Origin of the sequence: Enterobacter sp. SA187 (genome assembly GCF_001888805.2) — a bacterium.
Lineage (GTDB): Bacteria > Pseudomonadota > Gammaproteobacteria > Enterobacterales > Enterobacteriaceae > Enterobacter_D.
In genome coordinates this window covers 3,626,411-3,642,342 of the sequence record NZ_CP019113.1, presented here as the reverse complement: position 1 = coordinate 3,642,342, position 15,932 = coordinate 3,626,411, and the positions used below count along the sequence as shown (strand labels likewise).

At 56.0% G+C, this 15,932-nt stretch carries 15 protein-coding genes; 11 read left to right on the top strand and 4 right to left on the bottom strand.

Going from position 1 to position 15,932, the window contains the following annotated elements; genetic code table 11:
* The first annotated feature begins 23 nt into the window (after nucleotides 1-23).
* From znuA to lpxM, 3 genes are all read left to right on the top strand, one after another.
* Nucleotides 24-968 carry a zinc ABC transporter substrate-binding protein ZnuA gene (znuA, locus tag BMF08_RS17410; protein ID WP_158684899.1) on the top strand — a complete coding sequence of 315 codons (945 nt, stop codon included), beginning with the start codon at nucleotides 24-26 and terminating at the stop codon, nucleotides 966-968.
* A gap of 15 nt (nucleotides 969-983) precedes the next feature.
* Nucleotides 984-2,312, top strand: coding sequence for a murein DD-endopeptidase MepM (mepM, locus tag BMF08_RS17405; protein ID WP_072568791.1), 1,329 nt, complete (start codon nucleotides 984-986; stop codon nucleotides 2,310-2,312).
* 124 nt (nucleotides 2,313-2,436) lie between these two features.
* Complete coding sequence (gene lpxM, locus BMF08_RS17400; protein WP_072568790.1) at nucleotides 2,437-3,408, top strand: lauroyl-Kdo(2)-lipid IV(A) myristoyltransferase; 972 nt, start codon at nucleotides 2,437-2,439, stop codon at nucleotides 3,406-3,408.
* Between the two features lie 87 nt (nucleotides 3,409-3,495).
* Here lpxM and pyk read toward each other — a convergent pair whose 3' ends face one another.
* Both pyk and BMF08_RS17390 read right to left on the bottom strand, forming a co-directional pair.
* Complete coding sequence (pyk, locus tag BMF08_RS17395; protein WP_072568789.1) at nucleotides 3,496-4,938, bottom strand: pyruvate kinase; 1,443 nt, start codon at nucleotides 4,936-4,938, stop codon at nucleotides 3,496-3,498.
* 119 nt (nucleotides 4,939-5,057) lie between these two features.
* On the bottom strand, nucleotides 5,058-5,933 hold the full coding sequence (locus tag BMF08_RS17390; protein WP_072568788.1) for a MurR/RpiR family transcriptional regulator: 876 nt from the start codon (nucleotides 5,931-5,933) through the stop codon (nucleotides 5,058-5,060).
* 346 nt (nucleotides 5,934-6,279) lie between these two features.
* Between BMF08_RS17390 and zwf the strand changes: the two genes are divergently transcribed.
* The 3 genes from zwf (at nucleotide 6,280) to kdgA (ending at nucleotide 10,460) form a co-directional block, all read left to right on the top strand.
* The gene (zwf, locus tag BMF08_RS17385; RefSeq protein ID WP_072568787.1) at nucleotides 6,280-7,755 is read left to right on the top strand and encodes a glucose-6-phosphate dehydrogenase; all 1,476 of its coding nucleotides are present in this window, start codon (nucleotides 6,280-6,282) and stop codon (nucleotides 7,753-7,755) included.
* A gap of 212 nt (nucleotides 7,756-7,967) precedes the next feature.
* On the top strand, nucleotides 7,968-9,779 hold the full coding sequence (gene edd, locus BMF08_RS17380; protein ID WP_072568786.1) for a phosphogluconate dehydratase: 1,812 nt from the start codon (nucleotides 7,968-7,970) through the stop codon (nucleotides 9,777-9,779).
* A gap of 39 nt (nucleotides 9,780-9,818) precedes the next feature.
* Complete coding sequence (gene kdgA / locus BMF08_RS17375; RefSeq protein WP_072568785.1) at nucleotides 9,819-10,460, top strand: bifunctional 4-hydroxy-2-oxoglutarate aldolase/2-dehydro-3-deoxy-phosphogluconate aldolase; 642 nt, start codon at nucleotides 9,819-9,821, stop codon at nucleotides 10,458-10,460.
* 46 nt (nucleotides 10,461-10,506) lie between these two features.
* Here kdgA and purT read toward each other — a convergent pair whose 3' ends face one another.
* Together purT and BMF08_RS17365 are read right to left on the bottom strand one after the other, a co-directional pair.
* Complete coding sequence (purT, locus tag BMF08_RS17370; protein ID WP_072568784.1) at nucleotides 10,507-11,685, bottom strand: formate-dependent phosphoribosylglycinamide formyltransferase; 1,179 nt, start codon at nucleotides 11,683-11,685, stop codon at nucleotides 10,507-10,509.
* Nucleotides 11,686-11,741: 56 nt separating this feature from the next.
* Entirely contained in the window at nucleotides 11,742-12,635 is an 894-nt protein-coding gene (locus BMF08_RS17365) for a LysR family transcriptional regulator (RefSeq protein WP_072568783.1), read from the bottom strand.
* 100 nt (nucleotides 12,636-12,735) lie between these two features.
* On the opposite strand from BMF08_RS17365, the gene BMF08_RS17360 reads away from it, so the two are divergent.
* The 5 genes from BMF08_RS17360 (at nucleotide 12,736) to BMF08_RS17340 (ending at nucleotide 15,861) form a co-directional block, all read left to right on the top strand.
* On the top strand, nucleotides 12,736-13,137 hold the full coding sequence (locus BMF08_RS17360) for a (R)-mandelonitrile lyase (RefSeq protein WP_083580930.1): 402 nt from the start codon (nucleotides 12,736-12,738) through the stop codon (nucleotides 13,135-13,137).
* 111 nt (nucleotides 13,138-13,248) lie between these two features.
* A complete protein-coding gene (locus BMF08_RS17355; RefSeq protein ID WP_072568781.1) occupies nucleotides 13,249-14,295 on the top strand; it encodes an NAD(P)-dependent alcohol dehydrogenase in 1,047 nt (348 codons plus the stop codon).
* Between the two features lie 98 nt (nucleotides 14,296-14,393).
* The gene (locus BMF08_RS17350; protein ID WP_072568780.1) at nucleotides 14,394-14,696 is read left to right on the top strand and encodes a YebG family protein; all 303 of its coding nucleotides are present in this window, start codon (nucleotides 14,394-14,396) and stop codon (nucleotides 14,694-14,696) included.
* 64 nt (nucleotides 14,697-14,760) lie between these two features.
* Nucleotides 14,761-15,108 (top strand): protein YebF, encoded by a 348-nt coding sequence (yebF, locus tag BMF08_RS17345; protein WP_072568779.1) that lies wholly within the window; start codon nucleotides 14,761-14,763, stop codon nucleotides 15,106-15,108.
* Between the two features lie 96 nt (nucleotides 15,109-15,204).
* Nucleotides 15,205-15,861: a tellurite resistance TerB family protein gene (locus tag BMF08_RS17340; protein ID WP_072568778.1), complete on the top strand. Its 657-nt coding sequence runs from the start codon at nucleotides 15,205-15,207 to the stop codon at nucleotides 15,859-15,861.
* The last annotated feature ends 71 nt before the right edge of the window (nucleotides 15,862-15,932 follow it).

The following is a 15,932-nucleotide window of genomic DNA, read 5'->3' as shown; positions in this document are numbered from 1 at the left end:
TCATTACGATGATAAGTCGCATTATGTTACATAAAAATACGCTTCTTTGCGCAGCGGTTTCCGCTGCTTTATGGGCTGGCCTGAGTACAGGCGCAAATGCAGCCGTAGTAACCTCACTTAAGCCAATCGGATTCATTGCGTCGGCTATTGCTGATGGCGTCACTAACACAGAAGTCTTACTGCCGGATGGCGCGTCTGAGCATGATTATGCGCTGCGCCCGTCCGATGTAAAACGCTTACAGAGCGCGGACTTAGTTGTCTGGGTGGGGCCGGACATGGAAGCCTTCATGCAAAAGACCACGCAAAAAATCCCGCAGGCGAAACAAGTGGTGATGGCCGAGCTGCCCGGCGTGAAACCTTTGCTGATGAAAGGCGCTGAGGAAGACGAGCACGAACATGAAGGCGGCCACGATCATGATGAAAATGGTGACCACCATCACCATCATGGCGAATACAACATGCATATTTGGCTTTCGCCAGACGTAGCGCGGCTGGCAGCGGTTGCAATCCATCAAAAATTAGTGGAAGTTATGCCGCAAAGTCGAGCCAAACTTGACGCCAACCTGAAGGATTTTGAGGCACAATTAGCCCAAACCGATGAGCAGGTGGGTAAAGAGCTGGCACCGCTGAAAGGTAAAGGGTACTTCGTTTTTCATGACGCCTACGGCTACTTTGAAAAACATTATGGTCTGACGTCTCTTGGTCATTTCACCGTTAACCCTGAAATTCAGCCTGGTGCTCAGCGTTTACATGAAATCAGAACACAGTTGGTTGAGCAAAAAGCAACCTGCGTTTTTGCTGAGCCACAGTTCAGGCCAGCCGTTATTGAAGCTGTTGCGAGAGGTACCTCAGTTCGCATGGGGACCCTGGATCCGCTTGGAACCAGTATCAAATTGAGTAAAGCGAGCTATCCCCAGTTCCTGACTCAACTCGCCAACCAGTACTCGGGCTGCCTGAAAGGAGAATAACGAGGAAGTGAATACGTGCAACAGATAGCCCGCGCGGTCAGCCTGGCGTTTAATAATCTGCCACGCCCCCATCGCGTTATGCTGGGGTCTCTTACTGTTCTCACATTAGCGGTCGCCGTCTGGCGACCCTATGTCTATCACCCCCAATCCCAGTCCGCACCCATTGTAAAAACCATCGAACTGGAAAAAAGCGAAATACGTTCTTTGCTCCCTGAAGCCAGTGAACCTATCGATCAGACCATGCCGGATGAAGTGGAAGCCATTCCGCAGGATGAGCTGGACGATAAAACGGCGAACGAAACGGGCGTACATGAATATGTCGTTTCCACCGGCGACACCCTGAGCAGCATCCTCAATCAGTACGGCATCGATATGGGCGATATCAGCCAGTTAGCCTCGGCGGATAAGGATCTGCGTAACCTGAAAATTGGTCAGCAGATCTCCTGGACGCTAAATGATGCCGGTGAACTGCAGCGCATGACCTGGGAAATGTCGCGCCGCGAAACCCGTACTTACGATCGCGCTGATAACGGCTTTAAAATGAGCGCCGAAATTCAGAAGGGCGACTGGGTTAACTCAACGCTTAACGGCACCGTGGGCGGCAGCTTCGTCAGCAGCGCCAAAAATGCCGGCCTGACCAGCGCGGAAATCAGCGCGGTGATCAAAGCCATGCAGTGGCAGATGGATTTCCGTAAGCTGAAGAAAGGCGATGAATTCTCGGTATTCATGTCCCGCGAAATGCTGGACGGCAAGCGTGAACAGAGCCAGTTGCTCGGCGTGCGTTTGCGTTCAGAAGGGAAAGATTATTACGCCATTCGTGCTGAAGACGGTAAATTCTATGACCGTAACGGTACCGGGCTGGCGAAGGGCTTCCTGCGTTTCCCGACCTCGAGACAGTTCCGCGTCTCTTCAAACTTCAATCCGCGTCGCTTAAACCCGGTTACCGGGCGCGTAGCGCCACATAAAGGCGTCGACTTCGCCATGCCGCAGGGCACGCCGGTACTCTCCGTGGGCGACGGCGAAGTGGTAGTGGCGAAACGCAGCGGGGCGGCAGGCTATTACGTGGCCATCCGTCACGGTCGCACCTATACCACCCGCTATATGCATTTACGCAAACTGCTGGTCAAAGAGGGGCAGAAAGTGAAACGCGGCGACCGCATTGCGCTCTCCGGCAACACTGGCCGCTCCACTGGCCCGCATCTGCATTATGAAGTGTGGATCAACCAGCAGGCGGTAAACCCACTGACGGCGAAACTGCCGCGCACCGAAGGGCTGACTGGTTCGGATCGTCGCGATTACCTCGCGCAGGTCAAAGAGGTTATACCGCAGCTTCGGTTCGATTAAGTAACGTACGAAATAAGCCGGGTGATAGTGCATACCCGGCTTTTTCTTTTGTGCGGATAAGTCAGCCTCGCTACACTTACGCATTATCTTTTTCTTACCCGAGTCCGCAGACCCTGGAAGATGCATGGAAACGAAAAAAAATAACAGTGAATACCTCCCTGAATTCGAAAGGGAATTTTTACATCCGCGCTACTGGGGCGCCTGGCTTGGGGTAATGGCTTTCGCCGGTGTGGCGATGATCCCGCCGTCAGTGCGCGATCCCTTGCTGGCAAAACTGGGGCGTTTGGGTGGACGGATGGGCAAAAGCGCCCGCCGCCGCGCGCAGATCAATCTTCTGTACTGCTTTCCTGAACTGAGCGACGCGCAGCGCGAAGACATTATTGATGAGATGTTCGCCACCGCGCCGCAATCGATGGTGCTGATGGCCGAGCTTGCCATGCGCGGGCCGGAAAAAATCCTGCCGCGTATTGACTGGCAGGGCCGCGAAATCATTGATGAGATGCACCGCAACAACGAAAAAGTGATTTTCCTTGTGCCGCATGGCTGGGGCGTGGACATTCCGGCGATGCTGATGGCGGCAACCGGGCAGCCTATGGCCGCTATGTTCCATAATCAGGGGAATAAGGTCTTTGATTACGTCTGGAACACCGTGCGTCGTCGCTTTGGCGGACGGCTGCATGCACGTAACGATGGCATCAAGCCCTTTATCCAGTCAGTACGTCAGGGTTACTGGGGCTACTATCTGCCCGATCAGGATCATGGCGCAGAGCACAGCGAATTCGTCGATTTCTTCGCCACCTATAAAGCGACGCTGCCCGCCATTGGGCGGTTGATGAAAGTATGCCGTGCGCGCGTTGTACCATTGTTCCCGGTGTATGACAGCGCCACGCACCGGCTGACCATTCAGGTGCGTCCGCCGATGGACGATTTGATGACCGCAGACGATACGACCATTGCCCGGCGTATGAACGAAGAGGTGGAAGTTTTTGTACGTCCGCACCCGGAGCAGTACACCTGGATCCTTAAGCTGTTGAAAACGCGCAGGCCAGGGGAAAAAGAGCCGTACAAGCGTAAAGAGCTTTTTCCGAAGAAGTAGCCGTTTTAAATGCCCGGCGGCGCTGCGCTTGCACGGGCCTACGAAGCGGGTAGGCCCGGCAAGCAAAGCGCCGCCGGGCACAACTACTTATTCGACGGTCAGAATACGGGTGGTATTGGTAGTACCCACAGTACCCATCACATCGCCCTGCGTCACAATCACCAGATCGCCGGACACCAGATAGCCTTTATCGCGCAGCAGGGTCACGGCTTCATTCGCCGCCACCACGCCGTCGGCGCTGCTGTCGAAGTACACCGGCGTCACGCCACGGTACAGGGCGGTCAGGTTCAGCGTACGCTCATGACGGGACATAGCGAAGATCGGCAGCCCGGAAGATATACGTGACGTCATTAACGCCGTACGGCCCGATTCGGTCATGGAAATGATAGCCGTCACGCCTTTCAGGTGGTTCGCGGCGTACATCGCCGACATGGCAATCGCTTCTTCAACGTTATCAAACTGAATATCCAGGCGATGCTTGGAAACGTTAATGCTTGGGATCTTCTCCGCCCCCAGGCACACGCGGGCCATCGCCGCCACGGTTTCCGCCGGATACTGACCGGCCGCCGTTTCCGCTGACAGCATCACCGCATCCGTACCATCCAGAACGGCGTTCGCCACGTCCATCACTTCCGCACGGGTCGGCATCGGGTTGGTGATCATCGATTCCATCATCTGGGTGGCGGTGATCACCGCGCGGTTCAGCTGACGGGCGCGACGGATCAACGCTTTCTGAATGCCTACCAGTTCCGGGTCGCCGATTTCAACGCCCAGATCGCCACGGGCAACCATCACCACGTCGGAGGCCAGGATCACATCATCCATCGCGTCCTGGCTGCATACCGCTTCGGCACGTTCCACTTTGGCGACGATTTTGGCGTCGCAGCCCGCGTCACGGGCGAGGCGACGGGCATAGTTCAGATCTTCGCCGCAGCGCGGGAAGGAGACGGCCAGGTAGTCGACGCCGATTTGCGCGGCGGTCAGGATGTCGGCTTTATCTTTGTCGGTCAGGGCTTCCGCAGACAAGCCGCCGCCCAGTTTATTGATGCCTTTATTGTTCGACAGCGGTCCGCCCACGGTCACTTCGGTGAACACTTTCATGCCCTGAACTTCGAGCACTTTTAACTGCACGCGACCGTCGTCGAGCAGCAGAATGTCGCCCGGCACCACATCAGCGGGTAAGCCTTTATAGTCGATACCGACGCGCTCTTTATCGCCTTCGCCTTTGCCGAGGTTGGCGTCAAGCAGAAACTTATCGCCGATGTTGAGGAAAACTTTGCCTTCTTTGAAGGTGGAAACACGGATTTTTGGACCCTGCAAATCGCCAAGAATAGCAACATGACGTCCCAGTTTTGCCGCAATCTCGCGCACTTTATCGGCACGCAATTTATGATCTTCTGCCGTGCCGTGTGAGAAGTTCATGCGCACCACGTTGGCGCCCGCGGCGATAATTTTCTCAAGGTTATTATCGCGATCGGTGGCCGGACCCAGGGTGGTAACGATTTTGGTTCTGCGAAGCCTTCTGGACATGTATTACTCCGTTGACTGAAACAACCGGTGTTGCGTGAATTAAAAATTCGGTGACATCGTGCGCCTCTGTGGGCCGCTATGAACTTAACCGAATGGCGTAATAAGTTACAACTTTGTTATCAACTTTTAATGTTTTCCCCTCTGACGAGGAGTTCCTTATCAAAGCGCGATTCTTTCAGCGCTTCCTTGACTCGCTTCAAGTTATCTCTGAATTTTGCCCCACGACGCAGGGTAAAGCCCGTTGCCAGCACATCAATGACCGTCAGCTGCGCCAGCCGCGACACCATCGGCATGTAAATATCGGTATCTTCCGGCACGTCAAGCGTAATGGAGAGCGTGGCTTCCCGCGCCAGCGGCGTACCGGCAGAAGTAATGGCAATGACCATGGCGTCGTTTTCGCGCGCTAACTGTGCCAGCTCCACCAGACTTTTGGTGCGCCCGGTGTGGGAGATGAGCACCACCACATCGTCTTCACTACAATTCATACAGCTCATGCGTTGCAAAACGATATCGTCGGTATACACCACCGGCACATTGAAGCGAAAAAACTTATTCATCGCGTCATGGGCTACGGCAGCGGACGAGCCAAGGCCGAAGAAGGCGATTTTTTTCGCCTGGGTGAGCAAATCCACCGCCCGGTTAACCGCCGCCATATCAAGGGACTGCCGCACATGATCCAGCGTCGCCATCGCCGATTCGAAAATCTTACCGGTATAGGCTTCCACGCTGTCGTCTTCGTCCACATTACGGTTCACATAAGGTGTACCATTTGCCAGACTTTGTGCCAGATGTAGCTTAAAATCGGGAAAGCCGCGGGTATCCAGGCTACGGCAGAACCGGTTAACGGTAGGTTCGCTGACGGAGGCCTGCTGGGCAAGGGCAGCGATACTGGAATGGATAGCCTGATCGGGGGAGGCGAGGATCACTTCCGCCACTTTGCGTTCGGATTTGCTAAGGTGTTCCAGTTGAGACTGGATCTTTTCCAGCATATTCATGTTTAACAGGGCGCTCTTGGGTAAAATCGATTCCAGAAATGGATGAAACCGCGGTGCGTGTAACTCGATATTACTCTTGTGACGTGATTATGGGTAAATAACAACCCGAAAAGTTGTTGTTTTTTTTCATTACATGATCAGGGTCGGATTTTAGTGACACCGACCCCGTGCAAAAACCCTGATATTTCAGGGCAATTGGCCTGTACGTACGCCCTGATGTCTTTAGCGCACAAGCGGCAAAACGTTAACGGTTTCGGTAATCACGTAAAAGCAGTACAGTGCACTGTAATAAAATTACAACTAAGGCCTGGCAGAAGCACCAGGATAGCTAACTGAGGAGAATGACATGGCGGTAACGCAAACAGCCCAGGCATGTGACCTGGTCATTTTCGGCGCGAAAGGCGACCTCGCACGCCGGAAATTGCTGCCTTCCCTGTATCAACTGGAAAAAGCGGGTCAGATCCATCCTGAAACGCGGATCCTGGGCGTCGGGCGTGCCGACTGGGACAAAGCGGCGTACACCAAAGTGGTGCGCGAAGCGCTGGAAACTTTCATGAAAGAGAAGATCGATGAAAGTTTGTGGGACACGCTGAGCGGACGCCTCGATTTCTGCAATCTGGATGTCAATGACACTAAATCCTTTAAGCGTCTCGGCGAGATGCTGGATCAGGAAAACCGCGTTACCATCAACTATTTCGCTATGCCGCCAAGCACCTTCGGCGCGATTTGCAAAGGCCTTGGTGAAGCGAAGCTGAACGCCAAACCGGCGCGCGTGGTAATGGAAAAACCGCTGGGTACGTCGCTGGAAACCTCCCGCGAAATCAATGACCAGGTGGGCGAGTATTTTGAAGAGTGCCAGGTATACCGTATCGACCACTACCTTGGTAAAGAGACGGTGCTTAACCTGCTGGCGCTGCGTTTTGCCAACTCGCTGTTTGTGAACAACTGGGATAACCGCACCATCGATCACGTGGAAATTACCGTGGCCGAGGAAGTGGGTATCGAAGGCCGCTGGGGTTACTTCGATCAGGCCGGTCAGATGCGCGACATGATCCAGAACCACCTGCTGCAAATTCTCTGCATGATCGCCATGTCTCCGCCGTCTGATCTGTCTGCGGACAGCATCCGCGACGCAAAAGTGAAAGTGCTGAAATCCCTGCGCCGTATCGATCGCTCCAACGTGCGTGAAAAAACCGTGCGCGGCCAGTACACCGCCGGTTTCGCTCAGGGCAAAAAAGTGCCGGGCTATCTGGAAGAAGAGGGCGCGAACAAATCCAGTAACACCGAAACCTTCGTGGCGATCCGCGTGGATATCGACGACTGGCGCTGGGCGGGCGTGCCGTTCTACCTGCGCACCGGTAAGCGTTTGCCGGCGAAGTGCTCTGAAGTGGTGGTCTATTTCACCACGCCACAACTGAACCTGTTTAAAGACTCCTGGCAGGATCTGCCGCAGAACAAGCTGACCATTCGTCTGCAACCGGACGAAGGTGTGGATATTCAGATCCTCAACAAAGTGCCGGGTCTGGATCACAAGCATAATCTGCAAACCACCAAACTTGATCTGAGCTACTCCGAAACCTTTAACCAGACGCATCTTGCCGATGCCTACGAACGTCTGCTGCTGGAAACCATGCGTGGCATCCAGGCGCTGTTCGTGCGTCGTGATGAAGTGGAAGAAGCCTGGAAGTGGGTGGACTCCATCACTGAAGCCTGGGCGATGGACAACGATGCGCCTAAGCCGTATCAGGCAGGCACCTGGGGGCCGGTGGCTTCAGTTGCGATGATCACCCGTGATGGTCGTTCATGGAATGAGTTTGAGTAACCGGAAGGCTCTTATTTTACCGGTAACATGATCTGACTCAGACTCCTGAGTAATATTTCAGCTTTTAAGCCCCGTGTGGATTCACCCACGGGGCTTTTTTTATTACACTGGCTGAAGCGATTTTGCCACCGGGCGACGGCGTACCGCAGGTTTAATGCCGGAACATGTCGAATGTTTACCCCCGCCCATGACAGATAATTTCAGGAGCTTCTATGAATGCAAAAATGTTACGGGTAACAGAACGAATTATCGAACGTTCCCGCGAGACGCGCGCTGACTACCTTGCCCGTATTGAGAAGGCGAAAAGCGAAACGGTGCACCGTTCATCACTGGCCTGTGGCAACCTGGCGCACGGTTTTGCCGCCTGCCAGCCGGATGACAAAGCGTCGCTGAAAAGCATGCTGCGCAATAACATCGCGATTATTACCTCCTATAACGACATGCTGTCCGCCCATCAGCCTTATGAAAAATATCCGGACATTATTCGTAAAGCGCTGCATGAGGCAAACGCCGTCGGCCAGGTGGCGGGCGGTGTCCCGGCCATGTGTGACGGTGTCACCCAGGGGCAGGACGGCATGGAACTGTCGCTGCTGAGCCGCGAAGTGATCGCCATGTCGGCGGCGGTGGGGCTGTCGCATAATATGTTTGATGGCGCGCTCTACCTGGGCGTGTGCGATAAGATCGTCCCCGGCCTTGTCATGGCGGCGCTGTCGTTCGGCCATCTTCCGGCAATCTTTGTGCCCTCAGGCCCGATGGCCAGCGGCCTGCCAAATAAAGAAAAGGTTCGCATCCGCCAGCTGTATGCGGAAGGCAAAGTGGATCGCATGGCGCTGCTGGAGTCCGAAGCCGCGTCCTACCATGCGCCAGGTACCTGTACCTTTTACGGCACTGCCAACACCAATCAGATGGTGGTGGAATTTATGGGTATGCAACTGCCCGGCTCCTCGTTCGTGCACCCGGACGCGCCGCTGCGTGAAGCCCTGACCGCCGCTGCGGCGCGTCAGGTGACGCGTCTGACCGGCAACGGCAACGAATGGATGCCGCTCGGCAAAATGCTCGACGAGAAAGTCGTCGTCAACGGCATTATTGCGTTACTGGCAACCGGCGGCTCCACCAACCACACCATGCATCTGGTGGCGATGGCGCGGGCGGCCGGCATTATCATCAACTGGGATGACTTCTCCGATCTCTCTGACATCGTGCCGCTGATGACCCGTCTCTACCCGAATGGCCCGGCGGATATTAACCACTTCCAGGCGGCGGGCGGCGTGCCGCTGCTGATGCGTGAATTGCTGAAAGGCGGTCTGCTGCATGAAGACGTGAACACCGTCGCCGGTTTCGGGCTTTCCCGTTACACCCTGGAGCCATGGCTGAACAATGGCGAGCTGGACTGGCGCGACGGGGCTGACAGCTCACTGGATGAGAATGTGATCGCCACCATCGACAAACCTTTCTCTCACCATGGCGGCACCAAAGTGCTGAGCGGCAACCTTGGACGCGCGGTGATGAAGACGTCCGCCGTGCCGGTGGAAAACCAGATCATCGAAGCCCCGGCCGTGGTATTTGAAAGCCAGCACGACGTCTTACCTGCCTTTGACGCGGGTCTTCTGGATCGTGACTGCGTGGTTGTTGTCCGTCATCAGGGGCCAAAAGCGAACGGGATGCCAGAATTACATAAACTGATGCCGCCACTTGGTGTATTATTGGACCGCCGTTTCAAAATTGCATTAGTTACTGATGGACGGCTCTCTGGTGCATCAGGTAAAGTGCCGTCAGCAATTCATGTCACCCCGGAAGCCTACGATGGCGGATTGCTGGCAAAAGTACGTGATGGCGACATCATCCGCGTGAATGGACAGACAGGGGAATTAACCCTGCTGGTGGATGAAACCGAACTGGCCGCACGTCAGCCACACATTCCTGACCTCAGCGCGTCGCGCGTGGGAACAGGGCGCGAGATGTTCAGCGCATTGCGCGAGAATCTCTCCGGTGCGGAGCAGGGCGCGACCTGTATCACTTTCTAAGACTTAAAAATTGTAGATCTGGCGAGAGAAAAAACTCTGATGAAAAACTGGAAAACGAGTGCAGAAGCAATCCTGAAAACTGGCCCGGTTGTGCCGGTGATCGTGATTAACAAACTGGAACACGCTGTACCTATGGCGAAAGCCCTGGTGGCTGGCGGCGTACGCGTGCTGGAAGTCACCCTGCGCACCGAGTGCGCCATGGATGCTATCCGCGCCATCGCAAAAGAAGTGCCGGACGCTATCATCGGCGCAGGCACCGTACTGAATCCGGCACAGCTGGCGGAAGTCACTGAAGCGGGCGCCCAGTTTGCCATCAGCCCGGGTCTGACGGAGCCGCTGCTGAAAGCGGCAACCGAAGGCACCATTCCGCTGATCCCTGGCATCAGCACCGTTTCCGAACTGATGCTGGGTATGGACTATGGACTGAAAGAGTTCAAATTCTTCCCGGCGGAAGCCAACGGCGGCACCAAAGCGCTGCAGGCCATTGCAGGTCCGTTCTCGCAGGTGCGTTTCTGCCCGACCGGCGGTATCTCACCAGCTAACTACCGTGACTACCTGGCGCTGAAAAGCGTGCTCTGCATCGGTGGATCCTGGCTGGTGCCGGCCGATGCGCTGGAAGCCGGTGATTACGACCGTATCACCAGACTGGCCCGCGAAGCCGTTGAAGGCGCGAAGCAGTAATCTGACGTCATGCCCGGCGGCGCAAGCTGCCGGGCATGTGGGCGCTTTATCCTTTTACCATCACACTGGCTGCTGCTGTCCTGGCACGCGCCACCGCATCATCAACATTTTCTGCCGTCGCTAATACCACACCCAGACGACGCGAACCGTCAATTTCCGGTTTGCCAAATAAACGCACCTGTAGCCCAGCGCCAGTGGCGGCATCGACGTTATCAAAGGTCACATTCTGGCTGGTAAGTGTGGGGAGAATAACAGCGGACGCTGACGGGCCATACTGACGAATACCGCCGACCGGTAAACCAAGAAACGCGCGCACATGCAGGGCGAACTCGGAAAGATCCTGCGAAATCAGCGTCACCATACCGGTATCGTGCGGACGCGGCGACACCTCACTGAAAATCACCTCATCGCCACACACAAACAGCTCAACGCCAAACAGCCCGTGGCCACCCAGCGCCAGCACCACCTCGCGGGCCACCGCTTCGGCACGCTGCTGCGCCAGTGCGCTCATCTGCTGCGGCTGCCAGGATTCGCGATAATCGCCGTCTTCCTGACGATGGCCAATCGGCGCGCAAAAATGTACGCCGTCAACGGCGCTGATGGTCAGCAGGGTAATTTCAAAATCAAAATTCACCACCCCTTCGACAATCACCCGGCCCGCGCCGGCACGGCCGCCCAGCTGCGCATAACGCCAGGCATCGGCCAGCTGATCGGCATGGCGGATCAGGCTCTGGCCTTTGCCGGATGAACTCATCACCGGTTTAATGATGCACGGCAGACCGATCTCATTCACCGCCTCCCTGAACGCCGCTTCGTTATCGGCAAAGCGGTAGCGGGAGGTCGGCAGCTTTAATTCCTCGGCCGCCAGCCGACGAATGCCTTCGCGATCCATGGTTAACTGCGCGGCGCGGGCGCAGGGCACCACGCGCTGCCCCTGGGCTTCCAGCGCCACCAGCATATCCGTGGCGATGGCTTCGATTTCCGGCACGATAAAGTGCGGTTGTTCCTGCGCGACCAGCGCTTTCAACGCCTCGCCATCCAGCATATTGATCACGTGGGCGCGATGAGCGACGTGCATGGCAGGCGCGTCGGCATAGCGATCAACGGCGATCACTTCCACACCCAGCCGCTGGCACTCGATTGCCACCTCTTTACCCAGTTCACCGGAGCCTAATAACATCACGCGTGTGGCTGCGGGACGCAGCGCAGTACCTAATAAAGTCATAACAACCTGCCCTTGAAAAAAGTTGGCAGCAGTATAAACGAAAACGTTTGCGTCTGTTAAGACTGGTAGCGTAGCGCATTGATAACGCACTGCAGGGCGGGTGCCACCTGACGGCGGCTGGTGTAGTAGAGATGATAACCCGGTAAAAGAGGACACCAGTCTTCCAGTACCGGGATCAGCCGTTGCTCCTCGATATGCGGAAGGGCAAGATCACGGGGGACATAGGCGAAACCCAGCCCGTCAATGGCACCCTGCAACATCAGGTAGGTATTATTGAAGACTGCCTGTCCTGTGACGCGTACTGACAGGGATTTGCCTGCTTTTTCAAAGTCCCAGGCATACAGCCCCCCGTGTGTCGGCAGGCGAAGATTGATGCACGCGTAGGATGTTAATTCCCCGGGAGTGAGCGGCAACGTTTTGCCCTGAAGGAATGCGGGGGCCGCCACCACCGCCATCCGGAAATCCGGTCCGATACGAACCGCAATCATGTCTTTATCCACGATATTGCCCACCCGGACCCCGGCGTCAAACTGCTGGGCAACAATGTCCGTCAGCCCATAATCCACGCTTAGCTCCAGGGTAATCTCAGGATTCTTCACCAGCAACGGCGTTAAACGTGGCCAGATAGCAGATGCAATGGCGTGATCGTGGGCGGTGATGCGAACCGTACCAGCGGGACTGATGCTGAATGAGCGCAGGGCTTTAAGTTCCTGTTCAAGATCATCAAGCATTGGCCCAAGCGTATTGATAAGCCGCTGGCCTGCTTCCGTCAGCGACACGCTACGTGTGGTGCGCATAAGTAACCGGACCCCCAGCCGTTCTTCCAGCGCGGTTATCGCGTGGCTCAGTCCTGAGCGCGACATACCCAGCTGCGCCGCCGCCCGGGTAAAGCTTTTCTCCTGAGCCACCCGCGCAAACGCGCGCAGATCGTTGAGATTTTCTGTCGACATTGTTGCATACCATGCACATGAGCATTCTGATTTGCATATCTTATCAATCAATCGCAGGCAACTTACACTTTTCACTCCCCGTTATTTTAAGGAGAACACCATGATCACGATCTTAACCCCGACTACCAGTCCCTCCGTAAAAGGCCCGGCCGAGTATTTCACCGGCAACGTTCGTATTGATGCGCCGTTTCAGGGCACTGAGCCTGCGAAATCAGGCGGTGCCACAGTGACCTTTGAACCTTCAGCCCGCACAGCATGGCATACTCATCCTCTCGGACAGACGCTGATTGTTATCGCCGGTGCCGGACGGGTGCAGGAGTGGGGCGGTCCGCAGCGTGAGATACGTAGCGGCGATATTGTCTGGATCCCGGCAGGGGTGAAGCACTGGCATGGGGCCGCGCCGGAAAACAGTATGTCCCACATCGCGATTGCCGAAGCGGAAGACGGCAAGGTTGTGGAGTGGATGGAAAAGGTCAGCGACGAGCAGTACACAGGCAATTAACCTGCTATCTGACACACTCGCATCTACAATCAGGAGAGTTTATTTGACCGATTTTCCTGACCTCACGTGCAGAACCCTCTGCCTGAGCCCTTTATAACCTGGAGTTCTACCATGACTGTCAAAGCTTATGGTGCCCATACCGGCACGCAGCCTCTTGAACCAATGGAAATTACCCGCCGTCAGCCTGGCGCCCATGACGTTAAAATCGATATCGCTTTTTGCGGCGTCTGCCACTCCGATATTCACCAGGTGCGCTCCGAATGGGCAGGGACGCAATATCCCTGCGTGCCGGGGCATGAAATTGTCGGGCGTGTGACCGCCGTGGGCGAGCATGTCTCTGCTTTTAAAGCGGGGGATCTGGTGGGCGTCGGCTGTATTGTCGACAGCTGTAAGCAGTGCGAAGATTGCGAGGAGGGGCTGGAGAACTACTGCGACGGCATGGTCGGCACCTACAACGGACCAACCCAGGACGCGCCGGGCCACACGCTGGGCGGTTACTCTCAGCAGATTGTGGTGCATGAGCGCTACGTCCTGCGCATCACCCATCCGGAAGATCAACTGGCTGCGGTGGCGCCGCTGCTGTGCGCCGGGATCACCACGTATTCGCCGTTGCGTCACTGGCAGGCGGGCCCCGGTAAAAAGGTTGGCGTCGTGGGCATCGGCGGCCTGGGACATATGGGCATAAAACTGGCCCACGCGATGGGCGCGCATGTGGTGGCCTTTACCACCTCCGAATCCAAGCGCGAGGCGGCAAAATCGCTGGGCGCCGATGAAGTAGTGGTGTCACGTAACGCCAGCGAAATGGAAGCGCATCTTAAAAGCTTCGACTTTATCCTTAATACCGTGGCGGCACCGCACAACCTCGACGCATTTATCACGCTGCTCAAACGCGACGGCACCATGACGCTGGTGGGCGCGCCCGCCACGCCGCACGCTCCGCCGGAAGTGTTCAACCTCATCACGAAGCGCCGGGCCATTGCCGGATCGATGATTGGCGGCATTCCGGAAACCCAGGAGATGCTCGATTTCTGTGCGGAACACGGGATTGTCGCCGATGTGGAAATGATCCGCGCCGAAGAGATCAACGAGGCCTACGAGCGCATGCTTAAAGGTGATGTGCATTACCGCTTTGTGATTGATAACGCCACCCTGGCCTGACGATCCTGTTCTGACCTTTCCTTCCGTCCCGGCTTGCCTTAAGCCGGGCGTTCAGTTATCATATACTGTATAAATAACCAGTAATGTGAGGCTGCATCATGGCGGTTGAAGTTAAATACGTAGTCATTCGTGAAGGTGAGGAAAAAATGTCTTTTGCCAGCAAAAAGGAAGCCGATGCTTATGACAAAATGCTCGATCTGGCGGAAGTGCTGGAGAGCTGGCTGGCGCAGGGGCCGGTAGCCCTGGATGAGGCACAGCGCGAGCAAATGGCGATGTGGATGGCGGAGCAGAAAGATACGCTCAATACCATCATCAAATCCGGTAAGTTACAAACCGACGACGCGCCGTCTGACGTCAACGTGACCGATATTCCGACGCCGAAGCGCACCAAAGCCGCCTGATCCGTCCTTGCGCTGCCGGCAATTTGTACCATGCTTTGAGTGGGTTAGCTCACAGGAGAAAAGCATGAAAACAGCAGGGGTAGTATTTGGTCTGGTGTTGCTGGCGGGCAGCATGGCGGCGCAGGCAGCCAATGAAAAGTCGGTGAAGTTTCCGGGTTGCGAAGGGCTGAAAGAAGACGGCATCGCCGCCGCGGTGAAGCGTGATTATCTGCAAAATCGCATAGCACGCTGGGCGGACGATCAGGAAATACTCGGTCAGGCGGATCCGGTGGCGTGGATTAACGTCAAAGAGATTTCCGGTAAGGACGATAACTGGAACGTGCCCCTGACCGTGCGCGGTAAAAATACCGATATCCACTATCGGGTGAAGGTCGACTGCAAAGCCGGGCGGGCGGATTATCAGGCGCAGTAACGCCCGTGAATTTGCGCATCTTTTGCTGATACAGACGTTTCCTGACATCCCCTCGCTTACGCTGTGGCAACTGTCATCAGCTATTTGAGGGGAATCATGGCTAACTGGATGGATCAATTACAGTCGCTGCTGAAGCAAAAAGGCGCATCGGCAACGTCGTCGGGCGATCAGGGTTTCAGCAAAATGCTGCCTGGCGCGCTGGGCGGTCTGGCGGGGCTGCTGGTTGCCAGCAAATCGTCCCGCAAGCTGTTAACCAAATACGGTACCAGCGCGCTGCTGGTGGGCGGCGGTGCCGTCGCCGGTAGCGTGCTGTGGAACAAATACAAAGACAAGGTGCGCGCCGCCCATCAGGATGAGCCGCAGTATGGCGTGCAAAGCTCACCGCTGGACGTGCGTACTGAACGTCTGATCCTTGCGCTGGTCTTCGCTGCTAAAAGCGACGGACATATCGACGACAAAGAACGTGCCGCCATCGACGCCCAGATGCGCGAAGCGGGCGTCGAAGAGCAGGGCAGAGCGCTGGTCACCCAGGCCATCGAACAGCCGCTGGATCCTGAACGTCTGGCGCGCGGCATCAAAAACGAAGAAGAAGCGCTGGAAATTTATTTCCTGAGCTGTGCGGCCATTGATGTCGACCACTTTATGGAGCGCAGCTATCTGAATGCACTGGGGGATGCCCTGAAGATCCCGCAGGATGTACGCGAGGGTATTGAACAGGATCTCAAACAGCAAAAGCTGGCGCTTCCCGGCTAATCATCTGCGCCCTGGTGGCACGCTGCGCTTGCAACATGCGTGTCTTTTGCCACCCTTATAGGGTGTAAACT

Coding starts and splice junctions, on each gene's coding strand:
- znuA (WP_158684899.1), top strand. CDS start 24: ATGTTACATAAAAATACGCTTCTTTGCGCAGCGGTTTCCGCTGCTTTA.
- lpxM (WP_072568790.1), top strand. CDS start 2,437: ATGGAAACGAAAAAAAATAACAGTGAATACCTCCCTGAATTCGAAAGG.
- pyk (WP_072568789.1), bottom strand. CDS start 4,938: ATGTCCAGAAGGCTTCGCAGAACCAAAATCGTTACCACCCTGGGTCCG.
- BMF08_RS17390 (WP_072568788.1), bottom strand. CDS start 5,933: ATGAATATGCTGGAAAAGATCCAGTCTCAACTGGAACACCTTAGCAAA.
- zwf (WP_072568787.1), top strand. CDS start 6,280: ATGGCGGTAACGCAAACAGCCCAGGCATGTGACCTGGTCATTTTCGGC.
- edd (WP_072568786.1), top strand. CDS start 7,968: ATGAATGCAAAAATGTTACGGGTAACAGAACGAATTATCGAACGTTCC.
- kdgA (WP_072568785.1), top strand. CDS start 9,819: ATGAAAAACTGGAAAACGAGTGCAGAAGCAATCCTGAAAACTGGCCCG.
- purT (WP_072568784.1), bottom strand. CDS start 11,685: ATGACTTTATTAGGTACTGCGCTGCGTCCCGCAGCCACACGCGTGATG.
- BMF08_RS17365 (WP_072568783.1), bottom strand. CDS start 12,635: ATGTCGACAGAAAATCTCAACGATCTGCGCGCGTTTGCGCGGGTGGCT.
- BMF08_RS17360 (WP_083580930.1), top strand. CDS start 12,736: ATGATCACGATCTTAACCCCGACTACCAGTCCCTCCGTAAAAGGCCCG.
- BMF08_RS17355 (WP_072568781.1), top strand. CDS start 13,249: ATGACTGTCAAAGCTTATGGTGCCCATACCGGCACGCAGCCTCTTGAA.
- BMF08_RS17350 (WP_072568780.1), top strand. CDS start 14,394: ATGGCGGTTGAAGTTAAATACGTAGTCATTCGTGAAGGTGAGGAAAAA.
- yebF (WP_072568779.1), top strand. CDS start 14,761: ATGAAAACAGCAGGGGTAGTATTTGGTCTGGTGTTGCTGGCGGGCAGC.
- BMF08_RS17340 (WP_072568778.1), top strand. CDS start 15,205: ATGGCTAACTGGATGGATCAATTACAGTCGCTGCTGAAGCAAAAAGGC.